We start from the raw sequence: 26,679 nt of genomic DNA, 5'->3' as shown, positions 1-26,679 counted from the left end.
TTTTTCCCGTAACTACAATTCGCGGGCGGTTTGCTACCTTCATAAAATCCCTGAACTGGTACATTCTAACAACGTAACCGAATGAGACAATTTCCCGGGAGTGTAGGTATGATTCAAAAGCGAATTTCACCGATGCTGCTGTATTGCACGATCATGCTCTCCATCGGCATTTCCAACCATGTGTTGCTCATTCCCCTCCTGCTTCACGTCGCTAAGCGTGATGCATGGGTTGGCGCCTTGCTCGCATTTATCCCGCTGCTCCTCTGGGGTATGCTTTTGCTGAGTATGCTAAAAAGACTGCGTGGCCGAAACCTGATGGAATGGATCAAGATCCGTTACGGACCATTTCTGTGGCTGATCATCACGGGTTTAATGGCCTGCGAATTTTCGCTCATGGCCTTGATTTGCTTCCGCGATCTGGTTACCTGGTCGCAAGTCACCTATCTTCCCCGAACCCCCCGGATTATTGTGGCGCTGACGTTCATCGGCATCTGTTTTTTTGCGGCCCGAAAAGGGATTCGCGCAATCGCGCTTTCCGCCGGCCTGCTGCTCCCGGCCGTCATCGTATTCGGCGATTTTGTTGCGGCCGCCAATTTCCAGGTGAAGGATTATTCGCTCTTGCTGCCCGTGTTCACACATGGCTACAGGCCGACGATCACTGCGATGTTGTACACGATGAGCGGCTTGTTTGAAATCATGTTTATCCTGTTTATCCAGCATCACGTGTCCAAACCGCTCAAGCCGCTTGCCCTGTTTCTTTTATCGTTTATTCTGGTCATGCTCACCATCGGTCCCCTGACCGGTGCGATCGCGATCTTCGGACCATTCGAGGCAGCCATGATGCGGTATCCTGCGTTTGAACAATGGCGCATGGTGACACTGGGAAAATTCATCTCCCATCTCGATTTTTTTTCCATTTACCAATGGATTTCCGGCGCCTTTATCCGAACCTCGCTCATGCTGTATCTCACGCTCGACATCATCGGTCTCGCGAGCAAGCGAGCGAAAACCTGCACATTGACCGCGATCTGTGCACTTTTTCTGGTCTTCATCATGATTCCGGACAGCGACAGCTATTTTTTGAAGCGGCTGGAGTACCTGTACTTTCCCATTTCATTCGGCTTGATTCTTTTCGTCGGGCTGCTTTTATTCGCGCTGGTGATGCTGGCAAAAGGAACGGAGGAACACAAGTCATGAAGATGCTCTCACTCCACGATCTCGATGAGCAAACATTCCGCTCCATGTTTGCCAATGCCGCCGATGTCAACATTTCCTCGTTTCGATTCGAGACGGATACCGCACCGCAAAAGATCGTGCTGTTGTATTGCGAAGGGATGGCGCAATCGGAAAAAATCGATGAATTCGTGCTGCCCCGCTTGCATGACATGATGGCAGCGCTCGAGCGGGTTGACAGTGCCTCATTCAACAAGCACCGCACGCTGCAGCTCAGCGAAATCCAGGACGGCCCAGGCATGCTTGAAACCGCCACCTTGAAGCTCTATTCCGGCGAACTGCTGCTGTTCTTCGAAGGGCCACAGCTCCTATATGCGCTCGACATCGCCAATCCGCCGAACCGTGCCCCTGAGGAGTCGAATTCAGAGGTCTCGGTGAAAGGCCCGCGGGATGCCTTGACGGAAAGCATCGTGACCAATGTTGCACTCATCCGCAAACGGCTGAAAACGCAATCGCTGAGCTATGAAAAATTCATCATCGGCACGCGCTCCCACACGAATGTTGCGCTTCTGTACATCCATGACATCATTCGGATGGAGATCGTCGAAGAAGCAAGAAAGCGGCTCTTGGCGCTCGATGTCGACAGCTTGCTCTCCAGCGGACAGCTGGAGGAAGGCTTGTCGGATCATCCGTCCTCGCTTTTACCGCTGTTCGAATACATCGGCCGACCCGATTTTGTCGTCGACGCCTTGCTGCGCGGCCGTTTTGCCATCATTGTGGAAGGCTCGCCGATGGCCATCATCGCGCCAGCAAACCTGACGTTGCTGCTTAAATCGCCCGAGGATGCGCATTTCCCCTTTTATTACGTCCTTTTTGAGCGTCTGATGCGGTTTATGGGTTTGATCGTTTCGATTTTTTTGCCTGGTTTCTGGATCGCGGTGTCGGCTTTCCATTTGGATCAGCTCCCCTTCCCTTTACTCGCAACCATTGCGTCCGTACGCCTAGGGCTCCCGTTTTCCGGGCCGATAGATTTTTTTCTGATGCTCGGCCTGTTTGAATTGTTCCGCGAAGCCGGGATGCGGCTGCCGAAGGCCGTTGGGCAGACTGTGACGGTCGTTGGCGGTCTGATCGTGGGCGATGCCGCCATTCGCTCCGGGATTACAAGCCCGGTGACCGTCGTAATCACGTCCATTTCGACCATATCCATGTTCACACTGGTCAATCAATCGCTTACCGGCTCCATATCCGTCTTGCGGATCATCATTCTCGTCACGTCGGCCATTTTTGGCATGTACGGCTTTATGCTGGCGCTGATGGGGCTGGCACTTTATTTATCATCTGTTGAATCATTCGGTATGCCCTACCTCGCTCCGCTCTCCCCGATCAAATTCAGGGACATCATAACGTCCTTGTTCGGGAAACCATGGACGAAACGCGATCGCCGTCCTTCCTTTTTGCATACGCAAGACCCGACCAGCCGAGGTGATGGTTCGCGATGAAACGCTGGCTGCGCATGGCTTTTCTTTTGACCTTGCTCGCGCCCGTGCTCTGCGGCTGCTGGGATATGAAGTCGATCCAGTTTTCCAATTATATTACTGCGCTCGGCTTCGATTATCGGGACGGACATTACGTCGTCTATGGACAAGTGCTGGACTTCTCCAATATCGCCAAGCAGGAAGGCGGGAAAATGAGCGAGACCGCCGCCCCTGTCTGGACGGGCCATGAAGAAGGCGACACCGTTAACACCGCCTTAACCAATCTGTACAAGACTTCGCAGCAGCGAATTTATTGGGGGCACACCAATGCCATCGTGTTCACAGAGGCAGCGCTTGCCAAAGGCATGAGCGATTTTTTAGACGGGCTGACTCGATTCGGGGAAACCCGTCTGACCCAATGGGTCTATGGTACGAAGGAACCACTCGACCAGCTTTTTACGGTGACACCGTTTTTCAATCTGTCGCCCTTGGCCTCGATACTCCATCAACCGGAAGATAGCTACCGCCAGGATTCCTACATTCGCCCGATTCGGCTGTACAAGGTGCTTGCTCAGCAAAAGGAGCCCGGGTACACGATTCTTTTGCCCTCCCTGCACATCAATGCTCACACATGGAAACGCCAGGGAGAGGCGGATACCAAATTGGAGCTTGACGGGATCTTCGCCCTGTACCAAGACAAGCTTGGCAAGTGGATTGCCAAATCGCATGTATCCGGTCTGCGCTGGCTCCAAAAAGGATCGACGTCGTCCCATCTTACGCTGAAAAAGAACGGCAAACCCATCGCCGTCATCACCGTCGAGCATGTCAAAGGGCACATCAAACCAGTGAACAAACCAGGCGCCCCGCGATTTACCATCACCATCAAAGGCAAAGCAGTGGTATCGGAAGTCATTCAGGAGCTTGGGGCCGCTGCGTTCCAGGAGGAAGCCGCGAAAGACATCCGTGAGGCAATCGAACAAACCGTTCTGTTGGGAAAGAAGGACGGCGTTGATCTGTTGAGCTTGGAGCATACGCTTTACCATGACGCCTTTGCACAGTGGAGCAAGCTGACTGCCAACGGGAAGAAGCGCTTGGCTGATTATGCCCTGGATACGATCGAGGTGGATGTGAAGATCGTCAACTCAGGCATGCTGCGTGACAAGGAAGAACCGAAGCGAGAGTATTGACCACAGACCGAAAATGTGCAAAACGAAAAGCTGCCCATCATGTGGCAGCTTTTCGTTCCGTTTGCTGGAGCTGTTTGTAATACATGTCGTAATAAACACCTTTTTTTGCCATCAACTGCTCATGGCTGCCCTGCTCCACGATTTCACCGCCATCGATGACCATGATCGTATCCGCCTCGCGGATCGTGTTCAGTCGATGTGCAATGATGAAGCTCGTGCGGCCTTGCATCATTCGCAGCAGCGCCTCCTGAATATGCACCTCTGTCCGCGTATCGATGCTGCTCGTCGCCTCGTCGAGAATCAGAATGGACGGCTGGGCCAACATCACGCGGGCGATCGCCAAAAGCTGCCGCTGCCCTTGGCTCAGGTTGCCCCCGTTTTCGGACAGCATGGTGTCATACGTGCGCGGCAGCCGCTTGATGAACGCATCGGCATTCGCCAGTACCGCCGCTGCCTCCACTTCTTCATCGGTGGCATCCTGCCTGCCGTACTTGATGTTTTCTTTGATCGTGCCGGAAAACAGGTACGTGTCCTGAAGCACGATCCCGAAGCCTTTCCGCAAGCTGTCGCGCGAATAGCGGCGAATATCTACGCCGTCGATCGTGATGTGCCCCTCGGTTACATCGTAAAACCGGGTCAACAGATTGATGATGGTCGTTTTGCCGGCGCCGGTCGGGCCGACAAATGCCGTGCTTGTGCCTTCCCGGGCCACAAAGCTGATGTTTTTCAAGATCGGAGCGTCCGGACGATAACCGAAAGATACACGGTCAAAAACGACTTCTCCTTTCGGCTCGCACATTTCTTTTGCGTTCGGGACATCTGCCGTCTCCTCGCTCTCATCGAGCACTTCAAAAACCCGCTCCGCGCCCGCTACCCCTGATTGGAGCACATTGTAAATATTCGCAATGTCGTTGAGCGGCCGGACGAACTGGCGCGAATAACTGATAAAGCTCGCGATTACGCCGACGGTAATCATGCCGTTCGCCGCCATCGCTCCGCCCGCAAGCGCGATGGCGGCAAACCCGATGTTGTTGATGACGCCCATGATCGGCATGAGAAAGCCGGACCAAATCTGCGCCTTCACGCCAACGCGGTACAGTTTTTCGTTCACGTCCTCGAACTCGTGGATCGCTTTCTCTTCATGATTGAATGCCTTCACCATTTCCATCCCGGAAATCGTTTCCTCGACATGGCCATTCAGTTGGCCAAGCTGCACCTGCTGCTCCTTGAACAAAATGCTGGTCCGCTTTGTAATCGTACGTGCCAGCAGCATGACCAGCGGCACGGTGATCAAGCTCGCCAGCGTCAAGAGAGGGCTTAACCAGATCATCATCGCGAGCGAACCGCCGATCGCCACCACGCCTGACATCAGCTGGGCGGTCGCCTGTGATAGCGTTTGGCTGACATTGTCAATATCGTTGGAAAGCCGGCTCATCACTTCACCGTGCCTGCGGGTGTCAAAGTAGGAGAGCGGCAGCTTTTGCAGCTTGGCGTACAGAGCGTGCCGCAGCTTCGCTACGATCCGCTGCGACACGCCAGCCATCATCCAGCCTTGGCCAAACGTGAGAATGGCATCGCCGACATAGACACAGACAAGCCCGATCAACAGCATGTGCAGCAGTCCGAACTGTACGTGACCCGCTTTTCCCCCGATCGCGTCGACTGCCAGCCCGATCAGGAATGGGCCAAATAACGTCAGGACCGAATCGATCAGGATGACGCCAAAAATGACGGAAAGCCAGCGCTTTTCCGTGCCAATGTAAAGCCACAGACGCCTGAGCGTCCCTTTCAAATTTTTTGGTTTTTGCACCGGTCCCCCGCGTCCCATACGGGCGAAGCCGGGTCGGCCCAAGCCGCTAGGCATCGGCGGCGGTGGAGGTGTGTTTGTACTCTGATGGTTTGCTGCCATACTACGATACCTCCCGTCCGATTTGCGACCGGTACATTTCCTGGTACACGGTGCACGCCTTCATCAGCTCATCATGCGTGCCCATGCCGACAACCTGCCCCTGGTCGAGCACGATGATGTTGTCCGCGTCCATCACCGAGGTGATGCGCTGGGCGATCATGATGCATGTAAGCCCTTTTGCATACGACTTAAGCGCCGACTTGATCCGCGCCTCGGTCGCCGCATCCAGCGCGCTGGTACAGTCGTCGAGAATCAAAATGTCCGGCTTGCGCACCAATGCCCGCGCGATGGACAGACGCTGCTTTTGACCGCCGGAGAAGTTGACACCGCCTTGGCCAATCCGGGTTTGATACCCTTCCGGCGAGGAGGCGATAAACGGATGAGCTTCCGCGATTTCGGCAGCCTGCCTGATTTCATCCTCCGTGGCGTCTTCTTTCCCCCAGCGTATGTTCTCCGTGACCGTTCCGGTGAACAAAATTGTTTTTTGCGGTACGACCGCGATTTTCTCGCGCAAGCTGCCCGTATCCATCTGCGCGACGTCAACGCCGTCCACCAGAATCCGTCCCTCGCTTGCCTTGTAAAAACGCGGGATCAAGCTGATCAGACTGCTTTTCCCTGAACCGGTCGAACCGATCAGGCCGATCGTCTGGCCTGGCAGACATGTAAAGCTGACATTGCGCACAACCGGGGATTCAGGCGAATCCGCATAGGCGAAAAAAACGTTTTGGAAATCGATCCGCCCGCGTGTCCCTTCCGCAAGAGCTTGTGCTTGCACGCCCCCTTCCGTCCGGTCGCTCGCCTGTTGGGCAAAAACCTCGCCGATCCGGCCAGCGGAGGCCCGGGCGCGCACGAACATGGTGAACACCATCGAGATGACCATCAGCGAAAAAAGGATTTGGGTCATGTAGTTGATGAACGCGACGATATGCCCCACCTGCATGTGACCCGAATCTACGCGCAATGCACCCATCCACAGGATGGCGATGATGCCGAAATTCACGGTCAGCATGATCGCCGGGCTGAACACATTCATCACCCGCATGGAATTCACCGAGCGCGAACGGAACTCTTCATTGTATCCCGCGAATTTTTGCACCTCATAATCAAACCGGTTGAACGCTTTGACCACGCGCACGCCTGACAAGTATTCCCGCGTGACGCGATTGAGCTGGTCCAAGGCCGCCTGCACTTTCAAAAAGCGCGGAAAGCCGACCTTCATGTTGATTGCGATCAGGACTGCCACAACCGGCACAACGACAGCCAGCACGGTTGCCAGATGCGGATTGAGCCGTGTCGCCATGATCAGGCTGCCGATGCAGATGATCGGCGACTTGACGAAAATCCGCATCAGCCCGTTGGCGAAGTTTTGCACCTGTGTCACGTCATTGGTCAGTCGTGTCACCAATGAAGCCCGATCCAGCTTATCCATGCTCTCAAACGGCAAGCTGAGGATTTTGCGGTACAGGTCGGCGCGCAGCTCATTGCCGAACCGCTGTGACACGATGCTTGAGATGAAGTTGCGCCCGCTTGCCATCACCGCGCTGCCCGCTGTAATCAAAAGCATCAAGCCGCCCATTTTCAGCACGTAATCGGTGCGCTGCTGGGCGATGCCCACATCGATGATTTGTGACATGATGGTCGGCAGCAAAAGATCTGCCAGCGCCTCCATGGTCACGAACAGAACCGCGAGCAGAAACCGCCCGCCGTATTTGCCCGCATATTTACGCAAGTATCCCATCCATACGCTCTCCTTCTCCGTCAGCGAATGCGCCGTATCAGTCGTTCCTCTCTACTTACCCATCATAATGCAAAAATCCGCGATTATCACATAAAGAAGTACGCATCTGTCGGCTATGTCCTCCCGAAAGCGCCGAGCGACCGGATGATAGCGGCAAGGGCAGCGATCCCCCGCTGCATCTCTTCCAGCGAGGCGTAGGCATAGGATAAGCGAAGCGCGCCGAATTCTTGACGATCGTACAGATGGCCGGGGTTGAGCAGGATGCCGTCCGAAAGCGCCCGATCAAACAGCGTCTTCATCGGAATCGCCGCATGCATCCGCAGCCATATATAAAACCCGCCTGTCGGGTAATCCCAGCAGGCAAGCTCGCGGCAATGCCGCTCCAACGCCGTCAGCATGCACGCCCGGCGCACGCGCAGCTGTTCGCGGATGACGGCAAGCCGCTGGTCGTATGCTCCGCTCGCAATCCATTCGCCCGCTGCCCATTGGGAGAGAGAGCTTGCACCGTAATCGATCTGCATTTTGATGTCCGCCAACCGTTCAATGACGGGCTGGGGGCCGACGAGCCAGCCGATCCGCAGACCCGGGCTCACCGATTTGGACATGCTGCCGAGGTAGAGCACATTGCCGTTTTTGTCGCCAGCCTTGATCGGTCGTGGCGGCCTTTCATCCAGCCACAGGTCGCGGTACACGTCATCCTCGATGATCGGCAGACTCTGCTCGTCACATATGCGCAAAAGCTCCTCCCTCCGCTTTGCAGGCATGACGATCCCGGTCGGATTGTGGAAGGTCGGGATGGAGTAAAGGATCGCGCCTTTGAACTGCTTTTGGTAGGCAGGCAAGAGTTCAGCCTGCAAACCGTCCGCATCCATCGGCACACCCTGCAGCTTCATGCCAGCAGATTGGAACACATGGAGCGAATGCAGGTACGACGGGTTTTCCAGCAGAACCGTCGAGCCTTTTTTCAGCAAGCCGATGGCGATCAGTTGCAGCGCCTGCAGTGCTCCCGACACGATCAGCACGCTGTCGGGCGAGGTCGCGATCCCCTCTTTTTTCAGACGCTGGACAATCTGTTCGCGCAAAAACAAATCGCCTTTTGCCTCCTGGTAGCCAAGCGGGATCGGCCGTGCCGCTTGACGGGCAAACAGCTGCTGCATGTGTTCGCTTGCAGGCAGGAGGCTGGGGGAAAGCTCCCCGGTGCCGAGCCGGATGATGCCTGAACGGAATTCGGCGTGGTTGATCTCCTGAATGGTCGGCAAATTGGGCGGATGGATGCCCAGTTCCACATTCGCATTCCAGTTGGTTGGCGAGACGGAGGCTAGCAGGCTCCACGTCGTGTTGATGACACGCGTCCCGCCTCCGGTATTGCCCGCAAGCAAGCCTGCCGCCGTCAGTTCATCCAATGCCGCCACGACTGTGCTCCGGTTCACGCCAAACGCTTGCGCCAGCGCACGCTGCGACGGCAGCCTGGTCCCGATCGTCCATTCGCCGTTGACAATCTTGTCTTTGACGAAGTGCTCGATCTGTTTTTGGATCGGGACGGGCGAAAAGCGGTTTGGTTTCCAGTCGACGGTAATCATCAGCGATACTCCCTTCTCTTGTCGGTGTCTTTCAGACCATTGCGCTTCGTTGACTCGCTTGCGTACGATTTCAGCAAGCTTTTTTATCGCACATATACTCCTTTCGATTATAGCAAACATGGTTGGGTGAGAAACCATCCATTTGGTCGGAGACAAACGGCCGGTTTTTTTCTACACTTAAGACCAAACGAACAGGAGGTTTGATTTACCGTGTGGACGATACTTTTTCACGGCGTCATTTTATCTTTCGGCCTTATTTTGCCGCTGGGCGTGCAAAACGTTTTCATCTTTCAGCAAGGAGCTTATCAGCGCTCGTACTGGCGCGCGTTACCTGTCATTGTGACAGCGTCGCTGTGCGATACGCTTTTGATTACACTGGCGATCACCGGCGTGTCGGTGCTGGTTCTCGCCAGCACCTGGGTAAAGACCATCCTGCTCTTGGCCGGTTTTGTGTTTCTGGTTTATATGGGGTGGGTCACGTGGAACAGCAAGCCCCGCATGATCCAGGAGGAAAAGGAAGTCTACTCATGGAAAAAGCAGATCGCCTTCGCAGCATCCGTCTCGCTGCTCAATCCGCATGCGATTCTCGACACCATCGGCGTCATCGGCACCAGCTCGCTGCAGTATGCGGGGACGGATCGCTGGGCCTTCGCCATGTCCTGCATCGCGGTGTCATGGATCTGGTTTTTTTCGCTGGCATTGGCAGGACGTTTGGTCGGCCGGATCGATTCGTCGGGGAAACTGATGATCGTGCTGAACAAATGCTCGGCAGTCATCATATGGGCGGTTTCGCTGATGATGCTGTGGACGCTCTTTGCGTCATAAGCGAAAAAAAAGGCCGGCTTCTCTCAGCTTGGGAGAAGCCGGCCTTTTAAGTTACCACTCATTGCTTGTACGCGTTTTGCAAAATCATCCTATAATCATCCGCCGTAATCGTTCTGACATTGCTCGGCGTCGAGCCGTTCTGCATGGAAAGCTCGACGATTCTAGGAAAGTCCGCTTCGCATACGCCTGGCAGTTCGCGCAACGACGGAATTTGCAAGCCTTTCGTCCATCCCTCAATCCCTGCGATCAGCTTGTCCACTGCCGTCTGTTCATCATCTTGGTCTTGGGCAAAGCTCATGATGCGCGCGAGCCCTGCATGCATCGGCTTGTTTTCCTCGGCGTTGAAACGCAGAACGTGCGGCAAAAAGACAGCATTGGCGACGCCATGTGGCGTATCGTACAAGCCGCCCAACGCTTCCGCGAGACAATGGACAGCGGCCACGTCCGCTGAGCCGAAGCACAAGCCGGCAAGCAAGCTCCCTTCCATCATCGCATAGCGCGCTTGCACATTGCCGCCATCCTGAAAAACAAGCGGAAGAGCGGGTACGATCGTCTGCATCGCACGGGCGCCAAGCGCTTGGGAGATCGGGTTGGTCACCTTGCACGTATAGCCTTCAATCGCATGGACCAAGGCATCGACGCCGGTTGCCGCCGTGACGGAAGCGGGCACGCTGAACGTGAGCTCCGGATCGAGCACGGCCAAAAGCGGGCGCAGCGCCGCGTGCTTCAGCGTCATTTTGCGGTGAGTCGCTTCTTCGGTAATCACCGCCGAGCGGGTGACCTCCGATCCGGTACCGGCTGTCGTCGGCACGCAAATGATCGGGGCTACCTTAGCATAGGCGCGCTGTCCATCCGCGTACTCGGCTGGGGTGCCGCCATTGGGCCCGCACAGCGCGATCGTTTTCCCCGTGTCCATCGCGCTGCCCCCGCCGATAGCCACCACGGCCTCTGCACCACATTCGCGGAACAGTTCCGCACCTGCCAGGCAATCCGTATCGCGTGGATTTTGTTTGAGCGCATCAAAGACGGCAACGCGGTAGCCCGCCTGTACAAGCGCAGCCTGGATCGGCTCTACCAGGCCGGCGCGGATCACGCCGGGGTCGCTTACCAGCAGCAGGGACTTGCCGATTGACAGAGCCTCCAAAAGCGCTGGCAGCTCTTTCGCTTTTCCCAGTCCCATTTCAATTTGAGTCGCGCAATGATAACGATAGGAATTCATCCGAACCTCTCCCTTGTTTGCATGGCTTGCTGGCCATTTTTTATTTGCGCATAAAGCCTTTGCCTTCCAAAAACGATTTCATGTGCATGCGTGTCGGTTTTGCCAAACGATCCGCCATAATTTCGGACCACGGGGTCGACTTCTCGCCGCCGGTCCGCTCGCGCAAATACGCGACCATCGTTTCATCGTAGCGTTTCACCTGCTCAACGGTTTTGGCTGCGTCATAAGCATCGCGGTGCAGCACAGCTTCTTGCGGGAGCCGCGGCCGCTGGCCAGGCTGCTGGTCCGGATAGCCTACGCACATGCCAAATACCGGATAAACCAGCTCCGGCAATTCCAGCAGCCGAGACACCTGGGCAATTTGGTTGCGGACGCCGCCGATATACACGATGCCAAGCCCCATGGACTCCGCTGCCACAGCTGCATTTTGCGCGGCGAGGGCCGCGTCCATCGAGGCGACGAGGAAGTTTTCCGTCGAATCTTCATACGTTTCTTTGCCTTCCGTATAGGCAGCGGTGCTCGCTTTCAACCGATACAAGTCGGCACACCAAACGAGAAAAACCGGACACTCCTCGATGTACGCCTGATTGCCAGCCAATTGGGCCAATTGCTGTTTTTTCGCCGGATCGGTCACGGCGATGACGCTGTATGCCTGGACGTTGCTGGAGGTGGATGCCATTTGCGCAGCCGCGATCATCGTTTGGAGCTGTTCCTCGGTCAGTTGCTGTGCGCTGTATTTGCGGATGGAACGATGGTTCATCAACAGCGAGATCGTTTCGTTCATCTGGTTCTCTCCTATCGGGATGCTTGTCTTTCTTCTCATGATAGCAGAGTAGATGAGGAGGCTACAATTGCGAGGGTGTATATACGGGCAGCTTCACTATTCCCATCGCTCACCGGAAGTAATCTTGAGTGAAATGGTCATACTAACAGCAGACTTCCAATTGGAGGGAAACGGATGGGACCCGATTTCAATTTCCTGGAAATCACCATGAAAACACTCTGTGGATTCGTCGTTATTTTGGTTCTAACAAGAATTCTCGGGAAGAAACAGCTTAGCAATGTGACTTTCTTTACCTACGTAACGGGCATCACCATTGGTTCCATTACAGGTGCGATGGTGATCGAACAAAATATCAATTTTTTTGAAGGTCTTATTTCCCTTTCCCTATGGGTGCTCCTGACCATTCTCGTCGAAACTATCAGCCTCAAATCGAGCAAAGCAAGAGTTTTACTGGATGGACAGCCGACAATCGTCATCAAAAAAGGGGAAATCTTGGAAGAAGCGATGGCTCAATGCAGGCTTAACATGGATGACTTGAGCATGATGCTGCGGAAAGAAAACGTTTTTTCGCTAAAAGATGTTGCCTATGCGATTCTTGAACCGAATGGCCAACTCAGCATCATGAAAACAAAAGGCGCCGAGAGTGTAACAAGAGATGACTTACAGATCAAAAAACCGGCCGTGACCGTTTTTCCATCTGAACTCATTGTGGATAGCCAAATCGTTGAGAAAAATCTCAAAGAATTTAACCTGAGCAAGAAGTGGCTTTACCAGGAGCTTGCCAAACATGGTGTTCATTCATTAGAGGAAGTCTTTTATGCTGAACTGCAAGAAGACGGATCGTTGACTGTCGATAAAAAAGGAAATTCTCGTGAGTATCATCATTAAGTTGTAACGATATCGAAAGCACGGTCGGGATTTGGGATGGAAAAAGAATAAAACATGAAAAAGCATAAGAAGAGGGCGCTATCCCTCTTTTTATGCTTTCATGCGGAGCAATCGCATGCTGTTCAGGATGACGATCAAAGCTGCGCCCGTGTCGCTTAAGACGGCGATCCAGAGTGTGAGGTAGCCGGGGAAAATCAGGATGAGCGCGAGCAGTTTGATGATGATGGAGAACCAGATGTTTTCCTTGATGATGCGGATCGCTTTGCGGCTTAGCTTGATCGTGTGCGGCAGTCGTTCGAGATTGTCTGCCATCAGGACGATGTCTGCGGTTTCCATCGCGGTGTCGGTGCCTGCCCCGCCCATGGCGATGCCGATGTCCGCCGTTGCCAGCGCCGGCGCGTCGTTGATGCCGTCCCCCACCATCGCGACGATGTTTCCTTCGCGCTGCAGCGACTTGACCGCATTCACCTTGTCCTGCGGCAAAAGCTCCGCCATATAACGTGTGACACCGGTTTGCGACGCAACTTTTTGCGCGGTCCCCCGATTGTCGCCAGTCAGCATGACCGTCTGCTCGATGCCGACTTCCTTCAGCTTGCGGAGCGCCTCGACAGTGATTTCGCGTACCTTATCGGCAACGGCGATGACGCCTGCCAGTTTGGCCGCGGTACCGATGAGAATGATCGTGTTCCCCTCTTGTTGCAGTCTGCCGATCTGTGCCTCGACGCCAGCTGTCGAGACACCCATTTCCGTAAACAAGGCAGGTTTGCCCGCATAATAGACTTCCCCATCGATCGTGGCCATCGCACCTTTTCCGGCAATGGCCTGCGCCTCTCGCGCCTGTGCGGGGGCGATGTTGTTCGCCGCTGCATACGCATTGATCGCGACTGCCACCGGATGAGTGGAATAACGCTCGATCGCAGCCGCGATGGAAAGAACGTCAGCCTCTGTGCCGTCCAACGCGATCACATGCGTGACGCCCGGTTTCCCTTCCGTGAGCGTTCCCGTCTTGTCAAAGGCGATTGCCGTCAGCTTGCCTGCTGTTTCGAGGAACGTCCCCCCTTTGATCAGCACGCCGTTTTTCGCTGCGTTGCCGATTGCCGATACGATCGCCACCGGCGTGGAGATCACCAGTGCGCATGGACAGGCGACGACAAGCAATTCCAAGCCTTTATAGAACCAGTCCAGCCATGCGCCAACCCCGATCAAAGGCGGCACGATCATAACGGCTGCCGCCATTACAAACACGACCGGCGTATACACGTGCGCGAAGCGGTCGACGAACGCTTGCGTCGGCGCCTTTTTCTCCTGGGCCTCCTCCACCAGCTGGATGATCCGCGCGATCGCCGTATCTTCCACCAGCTTGGTCACGCGGATGTCCAGCGTGCCGCTTTCGTTGATCGTGCCGGCAAACACCGCATCCCCCGCCTTCTTGTCGACCGGAATCGACTCGCCCGTAATCGGCGCCTGGTTGATGCTGGAGCTGCCCTCGATAATTTCCCCATCGAGCGGCACCTTGTCGCCCGGCCGCACGACGATGATGGAACCGATGCCTACTTCTTCAACAGGCTTGGCGACGATCCGCCCGTTTTGTTTGACTTGTGCCTCTGTCGGGGTCAAATTCATCAGGTTGCGGATCGACTCCCGCGTTTTTTCAATGGAACGGGTCTGAAGCGTGTTGCCCAACGCAAACAGCCAGACGACCGTCGCCGCCTCGAGCCATTCCCCGATGCAAACCGCGCCAATCGCTGCCACTGTCATCAAGACATTCATGTCGAGCGATTTGCTCCGAATCCCGTAAAAAGCGCTGCGCGCCGGCTTCACCCCCGCGATCAAGAGCGATACCGCATAGAGCAGCGTGCTGACCAGCGGGGCCATACTTGTATAAGAAAGAAGGAACCCAATCACCAAAAAAACGCCCGAGATGATCGTGGTCGTCTGGGAAGCGGCTGGTTTGGCAGCGTTCTGCTGGTGCGCCCTGTTTGTGAGTGGGCTTGCCTGATAGCCAGCTTTGGACACTTCCTTCACGATTTCCCCGTCTGTCACCCCATCTGCGACGAGCTGCATTTTTCCCGTCGAAAAATTGACGCTGATCTGTTGGACGAAAGGCAATGCTCTCATATGTTTTTCAAGCGTCAGCGCACACGAGCTGCAATCCATTCCCTCGACGCGATAAACCAAAACCCGGTCCGCCTGGAGCTTGACGTCAGCTTGCGGCGCGGCATCGCCGTGACAATGCCCGTCATGGCAGCAATCATGCGCGCCTGAATGATGAAGCTCTCCTTCTGCATGCGAGTGCTGGTGCCCGGTTGTCGAATGGTCCTCGTCTGTGCAGCACGAATCGTGGTGATGTTGCTTATGCTGATGAGACATCACGTAATCAACCCTTTCATTCCCAACAGTAGCCATCGGTCCGATATGGATACGAATGAGATCATCTAAGAAAACTTCTTTCAGAAGTCCTTACGAGAAGCAGGTCCTTCGATCTGTGGAAGTTTTTACCGATGCTTATGCTGGAAGTAACGCTGAGGTACTCCGTCTTACGCTCCAGAATTGATAAGCGCATGCACTTATACATTCTTATACGATCAAATAATCAAATACTCTTTTGAATATAATAACAGTATAGCAAACGGCTACGAATTGTTTCCAGCTTTTGTTTTCCGATCGAACTGTTTATAATTTACGGTAGAGACGTCCTGTGTGAGAGAGGTGAGTTTGTTGGCTGAAGAGCATCTTGACATCTGTGAAATCCAGCGTTTTGACGAAGAAAAGGTAAATCGGCTGCGCCCGCGTGTCAGTGAAGCGGACGGCGTAGCAAAAATGTTCAAGGCGCTGGCTGACGATACCCGCGCCAAAATCATCTACGCGCTTGCCCTCGAAAATGAGCTGTGCGTCTGTGATGTCGCTACTGTGATCGGTACCACCATTGCGAACGCCTCCCATCATCTGCGCCTGCTGCGCAACATGGGTTTGGCCAAATACCGCAAAGACGGAAAGCTCGTCTTTTACTCACTGGATGATAATCACGTCCGCCACCTGATCATGACCGGTGTTGAACATGCGAATGAACGGAAATAAAACCTTGAGCCCTTCGCTTGGAAGGAATCGAGGTTTTTTCTTTTTCTTCCGTATTCTTTTCGATCTGCAAGAATTTATGAGCGGCACCGGCTCCGTCTGTGAAAAATAAAAAACCCTCTTTACGAGGATTTTTTCTCTCGTGCTTATCTTTCTTCCGGATCGGTGAGCAGCTTTTCCAAAGCGGAAATGGCTTCCTTTTCGTCTTGACCGTCAGCTGTCAGGGTCACTTCTTCCCCTTTGCCGATGGCGGCGGACATGATGCCCATGATGCTCTTTCCGTTGAACGTTTTTTCGTTTTTCACCAGTTGGATTTCACTTGTGAACGATGTGGCAACTTTGACAAAATTGGCTGCCGGTCTCGCATGCAAGCCATGGGCCAACTGGACGATCACTTTTTTCTCGGTCATGCATGTTCCCTCCTACACGAACTGGTGCAGCTTGAATCACCATCATGTTGCCCAGGTTCAGCCATTCGGATACCACCTGAACAGCTGGCTTGCGTAAAAAGATGGCGATCAATTTGCTTCCTTTCACTGTAGCATGATTGACTGATCATCACAATTGCGCAGCCATCCACCTGGGTGTCCCGCAGAAAAAACGCCCGACTCTCTCCGCATGTGCTGCGAAAAGAATCGAGCTCTCACTTGATCGCGATCTGCGATTCCAGCATGTAATTGATGAAGACGTTTGCGAACGCCTCTGCCGTATTGTAGCATTCCTCCAGCGTGTTGTTGGTTCCGCCGAACTCCAGAAGCAAAGCCCCTTCCGAAATCGACTGATTGTACACGCCATTTCCTTCGTTCGTACCTTTCAGAATAATTCCACGTGACAAACCGGGATACAACGCCTCCAGCCTTGCGTGCAAGTTTTCCGCCAGCTTTTTGTTTTCCAGATAGGACGGATTGGCCGTGCCGATGACGAACAAGATCCGCGAGTAGGTCTTCCCGTTGATGGTCAGCGCCACGGTGCTGCGCGGCTCGTCGCTGTCGCGGTGAATATCGAAAAAATACTGCAGGTTCGGGCTTGCAGATGCCGCCGCACTAACCGCCTTGTAGGATTCCGTATAGGACATGGAGAAGCTTTTCTTTTGCTCCGCCAGCTTTTGGGCGAAATCGTCCTGGTTGACCATCGTCTGGATTCCGCTCGCTTGCAACAGCTCCCCTAACCGTTTTCCGACCAGCGTGATGTTGGTGACCGGATCGTCCACTGATGTGCCCTTGGTGTTGCTTGCGACATTCCGCCATGACTCACGGTTGTGCGTATGGTAAATGTACACTTTCTCATTGCCGACCATGCCGTTGTTATACCCGACTCCTGAACTGGTGGCCCCTGGTGTCGGCTGACCTGCCGGCTGCACCCGCTCGACGACCCAGCTTGCGATATAGGCAGTCGATTGATCGGCGAGCCTGATCACATACCAGTCCCCGACGGTTTGCACAATCGGAAACACTTGTCCCGGCTGAACGGTGCCGACCACTTGATAATTCGTCCCGGGTCCGACGCGCAGATTCGTGTCGGCATTGAGAATGCGGATCGATGCCTCAGCTTGTCCCGTGCCCGGGTTCGGTGTACCCGGAAAATCGGCCGGCTGCTCTTGTCCCGGTTCAGGTTGCACGACAGGCTTGAAAATATAGGCGTACGAACCGTTAAAGCTGATTTTGTACCACCCGTTTGCATAGCCATACTGATTGATCGTCGTGCCGCCGTTCAGTTGGCCGATGACGGTGCTTAAAATATTGGGCTCAACATAAACTTCATACCCTTCCGGCAGGAGTATCGTGCCAACCGGTTGTCCGTTCCCTGCAACAGGCGGCTTAGGGGCAACCGGCACTGTCGGCGTCGGAGTTGGCGCTGGTTTCGGCGCAGGAGCCGCGGTTTCCGTCACATAGCGCGCATTCACCCAGCCATTCACCTTGTCTGACAGCTTGAGCTGCACCCAGTCGCCTTGTTTTTTCACTTGCAAGAATACGCCATTTTTATCGATAATCTGCAAGATTTGGGCAGTTGCGTTCGGTTCAGCCCGAACATTCAGCATGTCCACATTGCTCTTGACGTATTTGATCTGCGGAATGTCCAACATTTTGACGTACTTATTTAACACCCAGCCCGTTTTCCCGTTCGTGAGCTTCACCTGTGTCCACTCTTTCTGCTGCGCGATTACCGGCAGCCGCGTGGATTTGGCAATCGTCCCCACGATCTGGGAGGTGGTGCCCGGTGCACTGCGAATGTTCAGTTGATCAACCGATACCTCGATGTGCGTCGCCGCCTCGGCAAACGATTGGGGCATCAACAAAAGCAGGAAACATACAGCTACCACGATCGTATTTACGCGAAAAAGCAAGAACCTCGTTCCCCCCTGTTCGAAAAGTCATACTGGAAAATCCAGCCTGTTATTCATTTCTCGATTCATCTACATTTTCCTTCACTGTGCGACAGCTTTTGCTATGACGAATTGTCAAGTCTAGTGCGACAGAGCTTCCATGAATGATTCGTGAGCCGTCTTCCAGCCCAAACATTTTCTTGGTCGGTCCCGTTCTTGCTGAAGTAAACACGTTGGTTCTCGGACTCGGAATGTCAAATGCGACATCACAGCGAACAAACCATATCGAACTTGCGTTTTGACTCGGTGATACCGTAGTAATCGCAGATGTTACGTACATCCCATTTAATGAAACTATGTATGGGTAGCACGAGGGTTACGTTTTCTATTGTTAGATATACGGTTCATTCGGCACTGGGTGGGGTCTGTCTCAATCGTCGCCCCGACGGTTACTAGAGCAAAAAAACCCCAGACGAGTATTGAATACTCGAATGAGGATTTGAGTTGACTTACTCTTACAATAATCTATTTACTGCCTTTGCATATCTTGGACACCAATGAAACGCATCGACATTCGGATATGCTTGTTGAAACTCTTCTTCTCGTTGAAACCAAGGTAACTCTGGTTTACGATTCTCAACATCTCGTAAACAATACCAACCATGCCTCAATTCTTCTCCACCAGTTGACCTAAAATCAGCATTTGAGCAGAATGCACAGATACTAAAGTTTATGTCCATTTTCGTTTGAAGTGCTTGTAAAGCAATAGAAAAGTCCTCAACAGATTCAGATGTAAAAGTTTTACCACCATGGTGACATAAGAGGTTGTATCTCAACTGTGGCTCGTCAGGGGCGTAATCAAACGTAACAGATACAAGTTCCTCTACATTGATTACTTCTATTGCATCCATATTTTCAATTTGGAAGCTATTCGAGAATTTTAGCTGATAACCTTCTGGTAGTTTTGTCATCAACGCAAGTAGGCTTTGAACATAATTAGATTCTTCACTCTCAAAGTCCACAGCCCTGCCAATAAGAGTTAGATTTACTGTACCGGCTTCTGTAAAACCTATATAAAGGTTTGTCTCCTGAGTGTGTCCCTCATGGTCAATTAGCTCTGCAAAAACGACTTTCTCATTCATACTCTCCCTCCTTTCATTATCTTTCTTATTATAGAAATAGGCCTCAGAACGGTAGTCAGGTAATAAGGATTTGACTCGGCGTTTGGACTGAACTTCTTCCCATTTTAACATTTATTACTCTCTCCTCTCGGGACTCGCTTGATTTCCTGATCATATGATATCTAGCAGAGCCCAAAGTTACGAATCGGGGAATTTTTCGTGGAGAGGCGCGCAGTTTTTTGTGAGAAATTTCCTCGTTCTTCATTTACCGAGTTTCCCCGTTCTATTTGTTCTACTTTTTGTGCCTATCAGAAAATGAACCCCAGACGATTGATTTCGTTTGGGGTTCATAACTATCAAATTCTTGTCTACTTCAATTCTTCATAACGCTCCTTACTAAAACGCTCAAACCATCCATCTTCCGTGTAAAGTTCACCAGCTAATCCATCACTAACCTCTCGGATACTTTCCACAACTTCTGAGTCAAGTTTTACTGCAACTTCAATCGCCTCTTCTTGTTCTAGCATCCAAAGCAGATAATGTAATGTTGTATTAACAACCTTAGGAATCATTCTATGAAACAGTTCACGTTGCTCTGGAGTGAATTCTGAAAGCTGTTTATAAATTTGTTCTGAATCCTCACTTTTCATTCTTCCACTGGTAACATAATCCCAATGAATTATTGCTTCATCTCGAACTTTAGTCATCAGTGCTTCTCCAAAAAAATCAAGTGCATTCTTGCTCATTTAGATTCCTCCCAAATTTCGGTTAATCTCCCCACGGTATTCTCGTAGGGTCTTTAACAAGCTGTTCACGTAGATTTAAGAGTGACTGCGTAACCAAGTACCTTGCCTCGTCACGAGTAGCTTTACCAGCAATTAATGCTTCAACAGCAATTCTAGTATGTTCCACTAAGGTATTGGGTCTTCCGCTTTTAGCTAACTCTTTGAATAGTCGTCTTTGTTCATTAGTCATGAGTTGATGATCCCATCCCATGTCTCTCATGAATTGCTGACTAATCGCAAAACCTTCATCTGGACTATACGTCGCATGTCCTCTAAATCCTGCTTTCGCATGAATGTGATGTCCTCCCGCATTCTTATATTCACCAAGTTCTTTGAGTAAATCTTTTCTAATTTGATTGCTTAGTGCCTTTCCAGCATTAGTCATCAGACTATCTAGTGATGACATTAGCTGGATGTTATAAACCACATGGTCTACCTCTTTGGCAACACTATACATGTATTGATCTCTTAAAGCATCGGCAGACATTTCTGCGATTATCTTCGTACCTTTATCACCATTTTCCCACATCTTGGTGTAGACCCTGATCTGGTCCCTAATGTTTTCAGGCAATAATTCGTCGTCTTTCTTCCAGTGACCAGTCGGCTCAGTATACCTTATCGGGTTATTCTCAACATACGTTTTCCGATTCAAACTCAGCGGATTATCCACTTGCCCCTTATACGTATCCTCCAAAATAAAACCATAAGACTAAGATTAAATAAGTCCTTAATAAACAATAAAAGAAACCCCAGACGAGTTGTTGATTACTCGTTTGGGGTCAACTGCTTTTGCACTAAATCTAATACTTATTTATCAAAAATCCATTTTTCTTCTAAAGTTTTTGAAGAGGGATGGTGTATGTCTAATGGATTGTTAATTGCTCTGTACCATGCAATCATTTGTTTTCCATCCTTTGAGTAAGTAATTTTATAGATAGTATTTGCCCCCCGACTATCACTCTCAAAGGGACTTTCGTTTACATTGACTGACTCAAAATCAACTATGCTACCCCCTACTGATGTAATTTTGCTCTTAATTTCTTCTGAGTGTTTACTCTTTAACACAACAGATGAGATTCCAAACAAGATAGCAAAAACAATTACAAAAATACCTCCTAAAATAATTATTAGTCTAAACTTCTTATTCTGAAGCACACTATTCAGCACCTTTCTCATTCTCGAACAAGCCAGCTTTTCTAAAAATCAACAGGAAGAAGATTGCTATAGGTATACTGATTAACTCATTAATAAGGTGACTCAGTAGGTAGTTATGAAAATATTCTTGAACAAAATATGTGTTTATCAGCAGTGAGACAATTGCATCAATAAAAAATGCTATGACTAGAGAAGTATTACGTTTACTATCCTTCTTTAGGGCTTGGTGATGCTTAGAAAAAAAGTCACCCAAACAAGGATAGCCATTTCCACTGCGTGTGGCAATATAATGTTGATTGGAACAAATCGTATGAATTTGATATACAAACTTGTTCAACTCCTTAGAAAAATAGTGGAAAACTAGAAGTTTTCCACTATTAATAAATTACCATCCGTTTCCTTTAAACATATTCATCCATTCGCTGTAGTTAGGTGAGCCGTTATATTTAGGAATTAGCCCCCCTTGACGATTAAGGTTGAATGGCATTGGAATTAAAATTTTCCCTTCCCTCTCAAAGTTTGCATCAATAGGTATTAGGGCAACCTCTGCGGCTGCTCCGACTCCTCCTCCATACGATAATTCAATGTATTTGCCGTCAGTTTTATAGCTACCCTCAGCAATAATAACCTCTCCAAATCCTCCACCAATATTGCTAGTTGTACTGCTCATGTTACCGTTCAAATCATTAGTCATCTTAAGACCTGTAGTAAAACCAAGTGAGCCGCCTATTTTGCCAGATACATTACCTTTAGCAATTAGTTGCAGAGCATCTCCGCTTAATTCAATCTCTAAGCCTCCACCAGCGAAAAGTGATGCAGATGCTCCTCCTTTTACATAAAGAGTAGAAGAAACCATAACTACACTTCTTTGTTTCTCTGCCCAAGCGTGCATACTTGATTGATAACTTTTCCATTTTTGACTTTCTGCCGTTGATTTAGCTTTGTTTATATTTCCTTGAGCCCATTGCCATTTCTGTTGTGCTTCTTTGATGATTCTTGCCGTTCCATTAGGGTCAGTTGAAATATCTAAGGTTGCTCCAAAACTGTCTTTAATGTGTCCACTTGGGTCACGATAACGTAAAGGATTTTTCTCAACATACGCATACCGATTCAAACTTAGCGGATTATCCACTTGCCCCTTATACGTATCCTCCATGATAAAGCGGTCAATGGATAAAGGTAAGGTGGCAACTCGTTAAAGCTACCACCCTTGCTTTCTACGCCGCCCGTTCTGGTAGGACTGGCATTTTGTATTAGGTATTACGAGGGTTATGTTGCTTATGTGGAGATAAAGCTGTTTATTCGGCACTGGGTGGGGGTTACATCAATTGCCCCTATTTCTGTGCAAGTTACTAGGGCAAAAAATAACCCCAAACAAGTAATTAACTACTCGTCTGGGGTAAAATTTCATCCAAAAATATCTTTATTTTTACTTTTAATTACGTCTATAATTTTGTCCATTTCCTTCACATCAAACAATCCTTCATTTTTTCCTGCCAAAAAGTATAGCTTTAACCAATAAGCGTCATCTTCTAAATAGGTCTTAATTGCTTTTTCTATTACTTCTTTTGAAAGATTCTTTACGATGACCTCTGGAGGTGCAGCAGGAATAAAGTCTACCCCCTCTTTATCCATGTACGAAAATAAGTATTTTGGAGTTGTTATGACTAAGGTATACGTTAATCCATCTTCTGCTTCAATAAAAACATCAATATTATCGTTTTCAATGTCCTCAATTTCATCAAAATATGGAGGATATTTTATCACATAATTATCCAATTACTTCTCCCCCTCTAGGTTATTTGCCGTAAAGGTCTCTCAGTACTTTAATAACATCAGCCTGATTTGCCTTATTAGATTTACCCACAATCTCGATTCCACTTTCAACATTCTTAAAGTATACCCTAGCCCCGTTTGCACCACGCATTTCATATATCCCTCCAAAACCAAGAGATTTTGAGCCTTTACCCGGATTTGTGTTTCCACTTAGAAAACTCTTAACTAAATTATCTGCCTCAGATTGGACTCGTGGGTCTTTACCCATTTCCATAGCTGCCCTCACAAGACGCTTATCGTTTTTTATTACTGATGTGGCTGTCCTAACAATTTTGAGACTCCCTGCAAAAGCACCACCTAGAGGAGCGTATTGAATAGCATCTGCTGAATGAACGAATAAACCGAAGCCGTATGGGTCACTTTCAATTTTTTTGATTGTGACATCCCAAGCAATCTTATTTACTACATCTTCTGGTATCATGTAGTCAGAACCTTGCATAATATCCGATTCAGCATAACCTGCGGCTCTCAATCTGTCACGAAGTGATTCCGCCTGATTAGCCCAATATTTTCTGTCAGAATCAGTTTTAGCCTTGTCATACTGCCACTTCATTTCATTAATTGTCCAGTTAGCAGTAACACCCGTACTCCAATGCCCTGTTGGGTCTATAAACTTCAACGGATTATTCTCCACATACGCATACCGATTCAAACTCAACGGATTATCCACTTGCCCCTTATACGTATCCTCCGAAATAAAGCGCCCTACACTCGGATCATAATATCTCGCCCGCAGATAATACAATCCCGTCTTTGCATCATACACCTCTCCAGAATAGGTAAACGGATTCGACATCCCCTCTGTCTTAGAAAGTATGTTCCCCCACGCATCATACGCATATGTGTTCAATGCTGCGCCTTTCTCGTTCACAATGGAAACAACATCGCCATGGCTGTTAAAGAGATAGTAACCTGCATTTTGGGAAGCATAATCTTTTCTAAGAATGAGCTGGTTCCCCCAAATATTGCGGGCTTTCACCGTCCCATTCTCATCAATTTCTTCAATGACTTTTCCGTTCAGGTACACATAATTCGTTTCTTTTCCGTTCTCCAGCTTGGTTGCCAGCAATCCGTCACCAAAATACTTATACGATGCGGAATCACCAGCCTTATTCGAGAACGATTGCAGACGATTACGACCGTCATAAGTTAAATTTGCATCCGTAATTGCCGGTACGTTCCCCGTCAATGTCTTCCGGTTCCCTCTCGGATCATACGTATAGTTTTTCGTTCCGGTAGGAGTTCCTTCCTCTATCAATCGGTCAATCTTATCGTAGCGATAATGCAACAATGTCCCATTTTGGTCGACTTCTGTCATATTCCCAAACGAATATTGGCTCGTTTGGTTTCAAACCGAAACACCATCTTTCTTATGCGCCAGGTTGTCAACCTGGCCGAAACTGTTCTGATGCTGCTCTTGTACGTATCCATTCGGATAGGTAACCGAATCGGTTTGTCCATCATTCCCGATGGTATAATCGTAGGTCACGGTACCAGTAAGTGAGCTGCGCACTTCTTTCAACCGATCTGCCGTATCGTACGCATACGTAACCCTCGAACCATCTGGGTATACCAATTCATCCATGAGATCATCTGCGTCATTCTGATTCACTTCGTACGAGCGTCCAAAAGCCGTAAATTCTTTCAGTCGCTGATACGGATCATAGCTATACGAAATCTCCCGGCGATTCGGGCTGGTATAAGACGTGTCTGCACCATTACTGTTTGCATCGTTTGCCAACAGTGACGTATTTGGAACATACGTTTTGGTTTCCTTATTGACGATCGTTCCTGCACTGTTGCGCGTTGTATACGTGGCCAAATCATGGAATGGGGTATATCCCGATTCATGACTGTTCCCAGCGTTGTCTTTATACAGAGTGACTTTCCCTGTAGCGTCATAATTGTATGTCTCTGTTTTTCCGGACGGGACATCTTTTTCACTCAACTTCCACGATAGACCGTTGTAATGGTTCTGTGTCGTTACTGTCCCGTTCTCGGTGACAGTAATCAGGTTGCCGAGTGCATCGTAGCCATATTGGTAGACATTGTTCTCAGGATCGTGGAAATACAACAGCTGTCCATCCGGACTGTACCGGTAATCCCAAGTCCTTTTCTCACCCGTTTGATCCGTTACGTCTTTTCGAATGAGCTGTCCAAACGCATCTTGCTCATATGCCACATTGAGCTTTTGGGAACCGTCTTCTGTCTGATTCGTCTCTTTTTCCGCTTCCCCATACCGATTTCCGAACGCGGTCGTTTCTTTTCCGTTCGGGGAAATTGTCTGTATCGCCTGCACAGGTAAAAAGGCTTGTCCATCTTGCATCGCGTTTGCTCGTGCGTATTCTGTCGTCCCGACAGGGTCACTCATTTCCGTAAGCGACCCATCTTCATTGTATCGATACGTAATTTGGTGGTCGACACGCGCAAACGGGTAACTTGCTGTTACCTGCCTTCCATCTGTCCCATATACGTTGTACACGAGAGCCCTGGTTCCTGAACCATCTGCCGCATGTTGCTCTTGATATTCGATGTCGCCATACGGGGTATACACGGTGGCTTCCTGTAAACCATCCGGCATTATTTTGGTTACCCGTCGATCTCCATCTGTGTAGAGAAAACGCACGGTTCGGGTTTCGCCTTGATTGGAATAGCTTTCTTCCGTTTCGCGCCCCAATGTATCGTATACATAGGTTGCCTCACTGCCATCCGGGTAGGTTTGACGAATTTTTCGCCCGAATGGATCATACTGATACGAAACCTCCAGATTTTTATGCCCCTGGCACGAAACTAGCGTTGAACTTGCCGATGCAATAAAGCACATCTGCACAAACATCATCGTTACCGTTCGTTATAAAGTCCCCCTATTCTTCCCCTTCGAAGCTGAATTTATTGATTCACCTGATTGATCGCGAGCAAATCAAAAGCCCCAACGAGAACAAGAACTCGTTTGGGGCTTCGTGTGATCGCTATACGCGAGAAATTTCGAGATTGATCGCTTTCTTTCGTTGCTGTCTCTTGAGGAGACGATGCTCTCTGCGCTTTTCATACAGCTTGTAAATCACAAAATAGGACACAAACCCCAACACCGCGCCAATGACCGACATGCCGATTAACACGTGGAGCCCTCCATAAAGAATATCTTGAATGACCTGAAAATTTCCGGACAACAGCGCTTTGAACGCGTGGTGGGGCATTCGGACTCCTTCGATTTGGACAGGGTAAATGAATCTGCCCAGCCTGTGGGCAACGGGTAACAAGAGAACTGGCAAAAACGTCAGCTTGCCGATCACGTTCCCGATAATGGCAGCGGGAAGCGAGCCGCGGCATAGGCGGACGATCGGATAAAATAACACGTAAATCAGGGACGCGGTCGAGATCACAATCATCTCTAAACCAAATCCGAGGGCAAACCCGAGTGAAACTTTCTTTGCCCCGCCAGGAGAACGGAATAGCTTGATAAAATTCAAGCGGAAAGCGCGAACGATTCTTTGATAGAAATTGTATTTTTTCTTAATGTTCCCCATGCCGTCACCTCTTCTTAGCAAACATACCTTGATTATAGCTGATCTTACGCGAAAAATGGTACTCATGAATAAAATTACA

Annotated in this window: 22 protein-coding genes and 1 pseudogene; 6 read left to right on the top strand and 17 right to left on the bottom strand. The window is 50.4% G+C overall.

Features of this window, described 5'->3' with window-relative positions:
- Positions 1–108: 108 nt before the first annotated feature.
- Genes ACTID9_RS12205 through ACTID9_RS12195 form a run of 3 tightly spaced genes read left to right on the top strand, consistent with a single transcriptional unit; the run spans position 109 to position 3,835 of the window.
- Positions 109–1,197: a GerAB/ArcD/ProY family transporter gene (locus tag ACTID9_RS12205; RefSeq protein ID WP_441071513.1), complete on the top strand. Its 1,089-nt coding sequence runs from the start codon at positions 109–111 to the stop codon at positions 1,195–1,197.
- Positions 1,194–2,672, top strand: coding sequence for a spore germination protein (locus ACTID9_RS12200; RefSeq protein ID WP_441071512.1), 1,479 nt, complete (start codon positions 1,194–1,196; stop codon positions 2,670–2,672). The genes ACTID9_RS12205 and ACTID9_RS12200 overlap by 4 nt, the downstream gene beginning before the upstream one ends.
- Complete coding sequence (locus tag ACTID9_RS12195; RefSeq protein ID WP_441071511.1) at positions 2,669–3,835, top strand: Ger(x)C family spore germination protein; 1,167 nt, start codon at positions 2,669–2,671, stop codon at positions 3,833–3,835. The genes ACTID9_RS12200 and ACTID9_RS12195 overlap by 4 nt, the downstream gene beginning before the upstream one ends.
- Positions 3,836–3,872: 37 nt before the next feature.
- Here ACTID9_RS12195 and ACTID9_RS12190 read toward each other — a convergent pair whose 3' ends face one another.
- The 3 genes from ACTID9_RS12190 to ACTID9_RS12180 form a co-directional block, all read right to left on the bottom strand.
- Positions 3,873–5,744, bottom strand: a complete 1,872-nt coding sequence (locus tag ACTID9_RS12190; RefSeq protein WP_441071510.1) for an ABC transporter ATP-binding protein — start codon at positions 5,742–5,744, stop codon at positions 3,873–3,875.
- A 1-nt stretch (position 5,745) separates the two neighbouring features.
- Entirely contained in the window at positions 5,746–7,482 is a 1,737-nt protein-coding gene (locus ACTID9_RS12185) for an ABC transporter ATP-binding protein (RefSeq protein ID WP_441071509.1), read from the bottom strand.
- Between the two features lie 113 nt (positions 7,483–7,595).
- Positions 7,596–9,062: a PLP-dependent aminotransferase family protein gene (locus tag ACTID9_RS12180; protein WP_441071508.1), complete on the bottom strand. Its 1,467-nt coding sequence runs from the start codon at positions 9,060–9,062 to the stop codon at positions 7,596–7,598.
- A gap of 210 nt (positions 9,063–9,272) precedes the next feature.
- On the opposite strand from ACTID9_RS12180, the gene ACTID9_RS12175 reads away from it, so the two are divergent.
- Entirely contained in the window at positions 9,273–9,887 is a 615-nt protein-coding gene (locus ACTID9_RS12175; protein ID WP_441071507.1) for a LysE/ArgO family amino acid transporter, read from the top strand.
- A gap of 58 nt (positions 9,888–9,945) precedes the next feature.
- Here ACTID9_RS12175 and ACTID9_RS12170 read toward each other — a convergent pair whose 3' ends face one another.
- Both ACTID9_RS12170 and nfsA read right to left on the bottom strand, forming a co-directional pair.
- The gene (locus ACTID9_RS12170; protein ID WP_441071506.1) at positions 9,946–11,106 is read right to left on the bottom strand and encodes an iron-containing alcohol dehydrogenase; all 1,161 of its coding nucleotides are present in this window, start codon (positions 11,104–11,106) and stop codon (positions 9,946–9,948) included.
- Positions 11,107–11,146: 40 nt separating this feature from the next.
- Positions 11,147–11,890, bottom strand: a complete 744-nt coding sequence (gene nfsA, locus ACTID9_RS12165) for an oxygen-insensitive NADPH nitroreductase (protein ID WP_441071505.1) — start codon at positions 11,888–11,890, stop codon at positions 11,147–11,149.
- Between the two features lie 174 nt (positions 11,891–12,064).
- On the opposite strand from nfsA, the gene ACTID9_RS12160 reads away from it, so the two are divergent.
- On the top strand, positions 12,065–12,778 hold the full coding sequence (locus ACTID9_RS12160; protein ID WP_441071504.1) for a DUF421 domain-containing protein: 714 nt from the start codon (positions 12,065–12,067) through the stop codon (positions 12,776–12,778).
- A 90-nt stretch (positions 12,779–12,868) separates the two neighbouring features.
- Here ACTID9_RS12160 and ACTID9_RS12155 read toward each other — a convergent pair whose 3' ends face one another.
- Positions 12,869–15,148, bottom strand: coding sequence for a heavy metal translocating P-type ATPase (locus tag ACTID9_RS12155; RefSeq protein ID WP_441071503.1), 2,280 nt, complete (start codon positions 15,146–15,148; stop codon positions 12,869–12,871).
- Positions 15,149–15,496: 348 nt separating this feature from the next.
- Between ACTID9_RS12155 and ACTID9_RS12150 the strand changes: the two genes are divergently transcribed.
- Complete coding sequence (locus ACTID9_RS12150; protein WP_441071502.1) at positions 15,497–15,856, top strand: ArsR/SmtB family transcription factor; 360 nt, start codon at positions 15,497–15,499, stop codon at positions 15,854–15,856.
- 143 nt (positions 15,857–15,999) lie between these two features.
- On the opposite strand, the gene ACTID9_RS12145 is transcribed toward ACTID9_RS12150, so the two are convergent.
- From ACTID9_RS12145 to ACTID9_RS12095, 11 genes and pseudogenes are all read right to left on the bottom strand, one after another.
- Positions 16,000–16,263: an HPr family phosphocarrier protein gene (locus ACTID9_RS12145; RefSeq protein ID WP_441071501.1), complete on the bottom strand. Its 264-nt coding sequence runs from the start codon at positions 16,261–16,263 to the stop codon at positions 16,000–16,002.
- A 233-nt stretch (positions 16,264–16,496) separates the two neighbouring features.
- Positions 16,497–18,197 (bottom strand): stage II sporulation protein P, encoded by a 1,701-nt coding sequence (spoIIP, locus tag ACTID9_RS12140; protein WP_441071500.1) that lies wholly within the window; start codon positions 18,195–18,197, stop codon positions 16,497–16,499.
- A 494-nt stretch (positions 18,198–18,691) separates the two neighbouring features.
- The gene (locus ACTID9_RS12135; protein ID WP_441071499.1) at positions 18,692–19,429 is read right to left on the bottom strand and encodes a hypothetical protein; all 738 of its coding nucleotides are present in this window, start codon (positions 19,427–19,429) and stop codon (positions 18,692–18,694) included.
- A 236-nt stretch (positions 19,430–19,665) separates the two neighbouring features.
- Positions 19,666–20,043 (bottom strand): epimerase, encoded by a 378-nt coding sequence (locus ACTID9_RS12130; protein WP_441071498.1) that lies wholly within the window; start codon positions 20,041–20,043, stop codon positions 19,666–19,668.
- Between the two features lie 22 nt (positions 20,044–20,065).
- Entirely contained in the window at positions 20,066–20,611 is a 546-nt protein-coding gene (locus tag ACTID9_RS12125) for a hypothetical protein (protein WP_441071497.1), read from the bottom strand.
- A 278-nt stretch (positions 20,612–20,889) separates the two neighbouring features.
- Positions 20,890–21,237 carry a hypothetical protein gene (locus tag ACTID9_RS12120; protein WP_441071496.1) on the bottom strand — a complete coding sequence of 116 codons (348 nt, stop codon included), beginning with the start codon at positions 21,235–21,237 and terminating at the stop codon, positions 20,890–20,892.
- Positions 21,238–22,288: 1,051 nt separating this feature from the next.
- Positions 22,289–22,408: pseudogene (locus tag ACTID9_RS12115) on the bottom strand (RHS repeat-associated core domain-containing protein); the annotation flags it as partial.
- Between the two features lie 236 nt (positions 22,409–22,644).
- Positions 22,645–23,016 carry a hypothetical protein gene (locus ACTID9_RS12110; protein WP_441071495.1) on the bottom strand — a complete coding sequence of 124 codons (372 nt, stop codon included), beginning with the start codon at positions 23,014–23,016 and terminating at the stop codon, positions 22,645–22,647.
- 19 nt (positions 23,017–23,035) lie between these two features.
- Positions 23,036–24,391, bottom strand: coding sequence for an RHS repeat-associated core domain-containing protein (locus ACTID9_RS12105; protein ID WP_441071494.1), 1,356 nt, complete (start codon positions 24,389–24,391; stop codon positions 23,036–23,038).
- A gap of 30 nt (positions 24,392–24,421) precedes the next feature.
- The gene (locus tag ACTID9_RS12100; protein ID WP_441071493.1) at positions 24,422–25,897 is read right to left on the bottom strand and encodes a hypothetical protein; all 1,476 of its coding nucleotides are present in this window, start codon (positions 25,895–25,897) and stop codon (positions 24,422–24,424) included.
- Between the two features lie 145 nt (positions 25,898–26,042).
- Positions 26,043–26,600, bottom strand: coding sequence for a DUF2062 domain-containing protein (locus ACTID9_RS12095; RefSeq protein WP_441071492.1), 558 nt, complete (start codon positions 26,598–26,600; stop codon positions 26,043–26,045).
- Positions 26,601–26,679: the final 79 nt, after the last annotated feature.

The organism is Brevibacillus fluminis (assembly GCF_052072235.1).
Taxonomy (GTDB): Bacteria; Bacillota; Bacilli; order Brevibacillales; family Brevibacillaceae; genus Brevibacillus_D; species Brevibacillus_D fluminis_A.
This window is presented reverse-complemented; position numbering and strand designations above follow the sequence as displayed.

Bases quoted from the DNA above. Each gene is read 5' to 3' on its own strand.
- ACTID9_RS12170 (WP_441071506.1), bottom strand. From the start codon at position 11,106: ATGAATTCCTATCGTTATCATTGCGCGACTCAAATTGAAATGGGACTG.
- ACTID9_RS12130 (WP_441071498.1), bottom strand. From the start codon at position 20,043: ATGAGCAAGAATGCACTTGATTTTTTTGGAGAAGCACTGATGACTAAA.
- nfsA (WP_441071505.1), bottom strand. From the start codon at position 11,890: ATGAACGAAACGATCTCGCTGTTGATGAACCATCGTTCCATCCGCAAA.
- ACTID9_RS12190 (WP_441071510.1), bottom strand. From the start codon at position 5,744: ATGGCAGCAAACCATCAGAGTACAAACACACCTCCACCGCCGCCGATG.
- ACTID9_RS12205 (WP_441071513.1), top strand. From the start codon at position 109: ATGATTCAAAAGCGAATTTCACCGATGCTGCTGTATTGCACGATCATG.
- ACTID9_RS12125 (WP_441071497.1), bottom strand. From the start codon at position 20,611: ATGTGGGAAAATGGTGATAAAGGTACGAAGATAATCGCAGAAATGTCT.
- ACTID9_RS12195 (WP_441071511.1), top strand. From the start codon at position 2,669: ATGAAACGCTGGCTGCGCATGGCTTTTCTTTTGACCTTGCTCGCGCCC.
- ACTID9_RS12180 (WP_441071508.1), bottom strand. From the start codon at position 9,062: ATGATTACCGTCGACTGGAAACCAAACCGCTTTTCGCCCGTCCCGATC.
- ACTID9_RS12095 (WP_441071492.1), bottom strand. From the start codon at position 26,600: ATGGGGAACATTAAGAAAAAATACAATTTCTATCAAAGAATCGTTCGC.
- ACTID9_RS12100 (WP_441071493.1), bottom strand. From the start codon at position 25,897: ATGTGCTTTATTGCATCGGCAAGTTCAACGCTAGTTTCGTGCCAGGGG.
- ACTID9_RS12155 (WP_441071503.1), bottom strand. From the start codon at position 15,148: ATGTCTCATCAGCATAAGCAACATCACCACGATTCGTGCTGCACAGAC.
- ACTID9_RS12160 (WP_441071504.1), top strand. From the start codon at position 12,065: ATGGGACCCGATTTCAATTTCCTGGAAATCACCATGAAAACACTCTGT.
- ACTID9_RS12135 (WP_441071499.1), bottom strand. From the start codon at position 19,429: ATGTTAAAATGGGAAGAAGTTCAGTCCAAACGCCGAGTCAAATCCTTA.
- ACTID9_RS12105 (WP_441071494.1), bottom strand. From the start codon at position 24,391: ATGACAGAAGTCGACCAAAATGGGACATTGTTGCATTATCGCTACGAT.
- ACTID9_RS12185 (WP_441071509.1), bottom strand. From the start codon at position 7,482: ATGGGATACTTGCGTAAATATGCGGGCAAATACGGCGGGCGGTTTCTG.
- ACTID9_RS12200 (WP_441071512.1), top strand. From the start codon at position 1,194: ATGAAGATGCTCTCACTCCACGATCTCGATGAGCAAACATTCCGCTCC.
- ACTID9_RS12145 (WP_441071501.1), bottom strand. From the start codon at position 16,263: ATGACCGAGAAAAAAGTGATCGTCCAGTTGGCCCATGGCTTGCATGCG.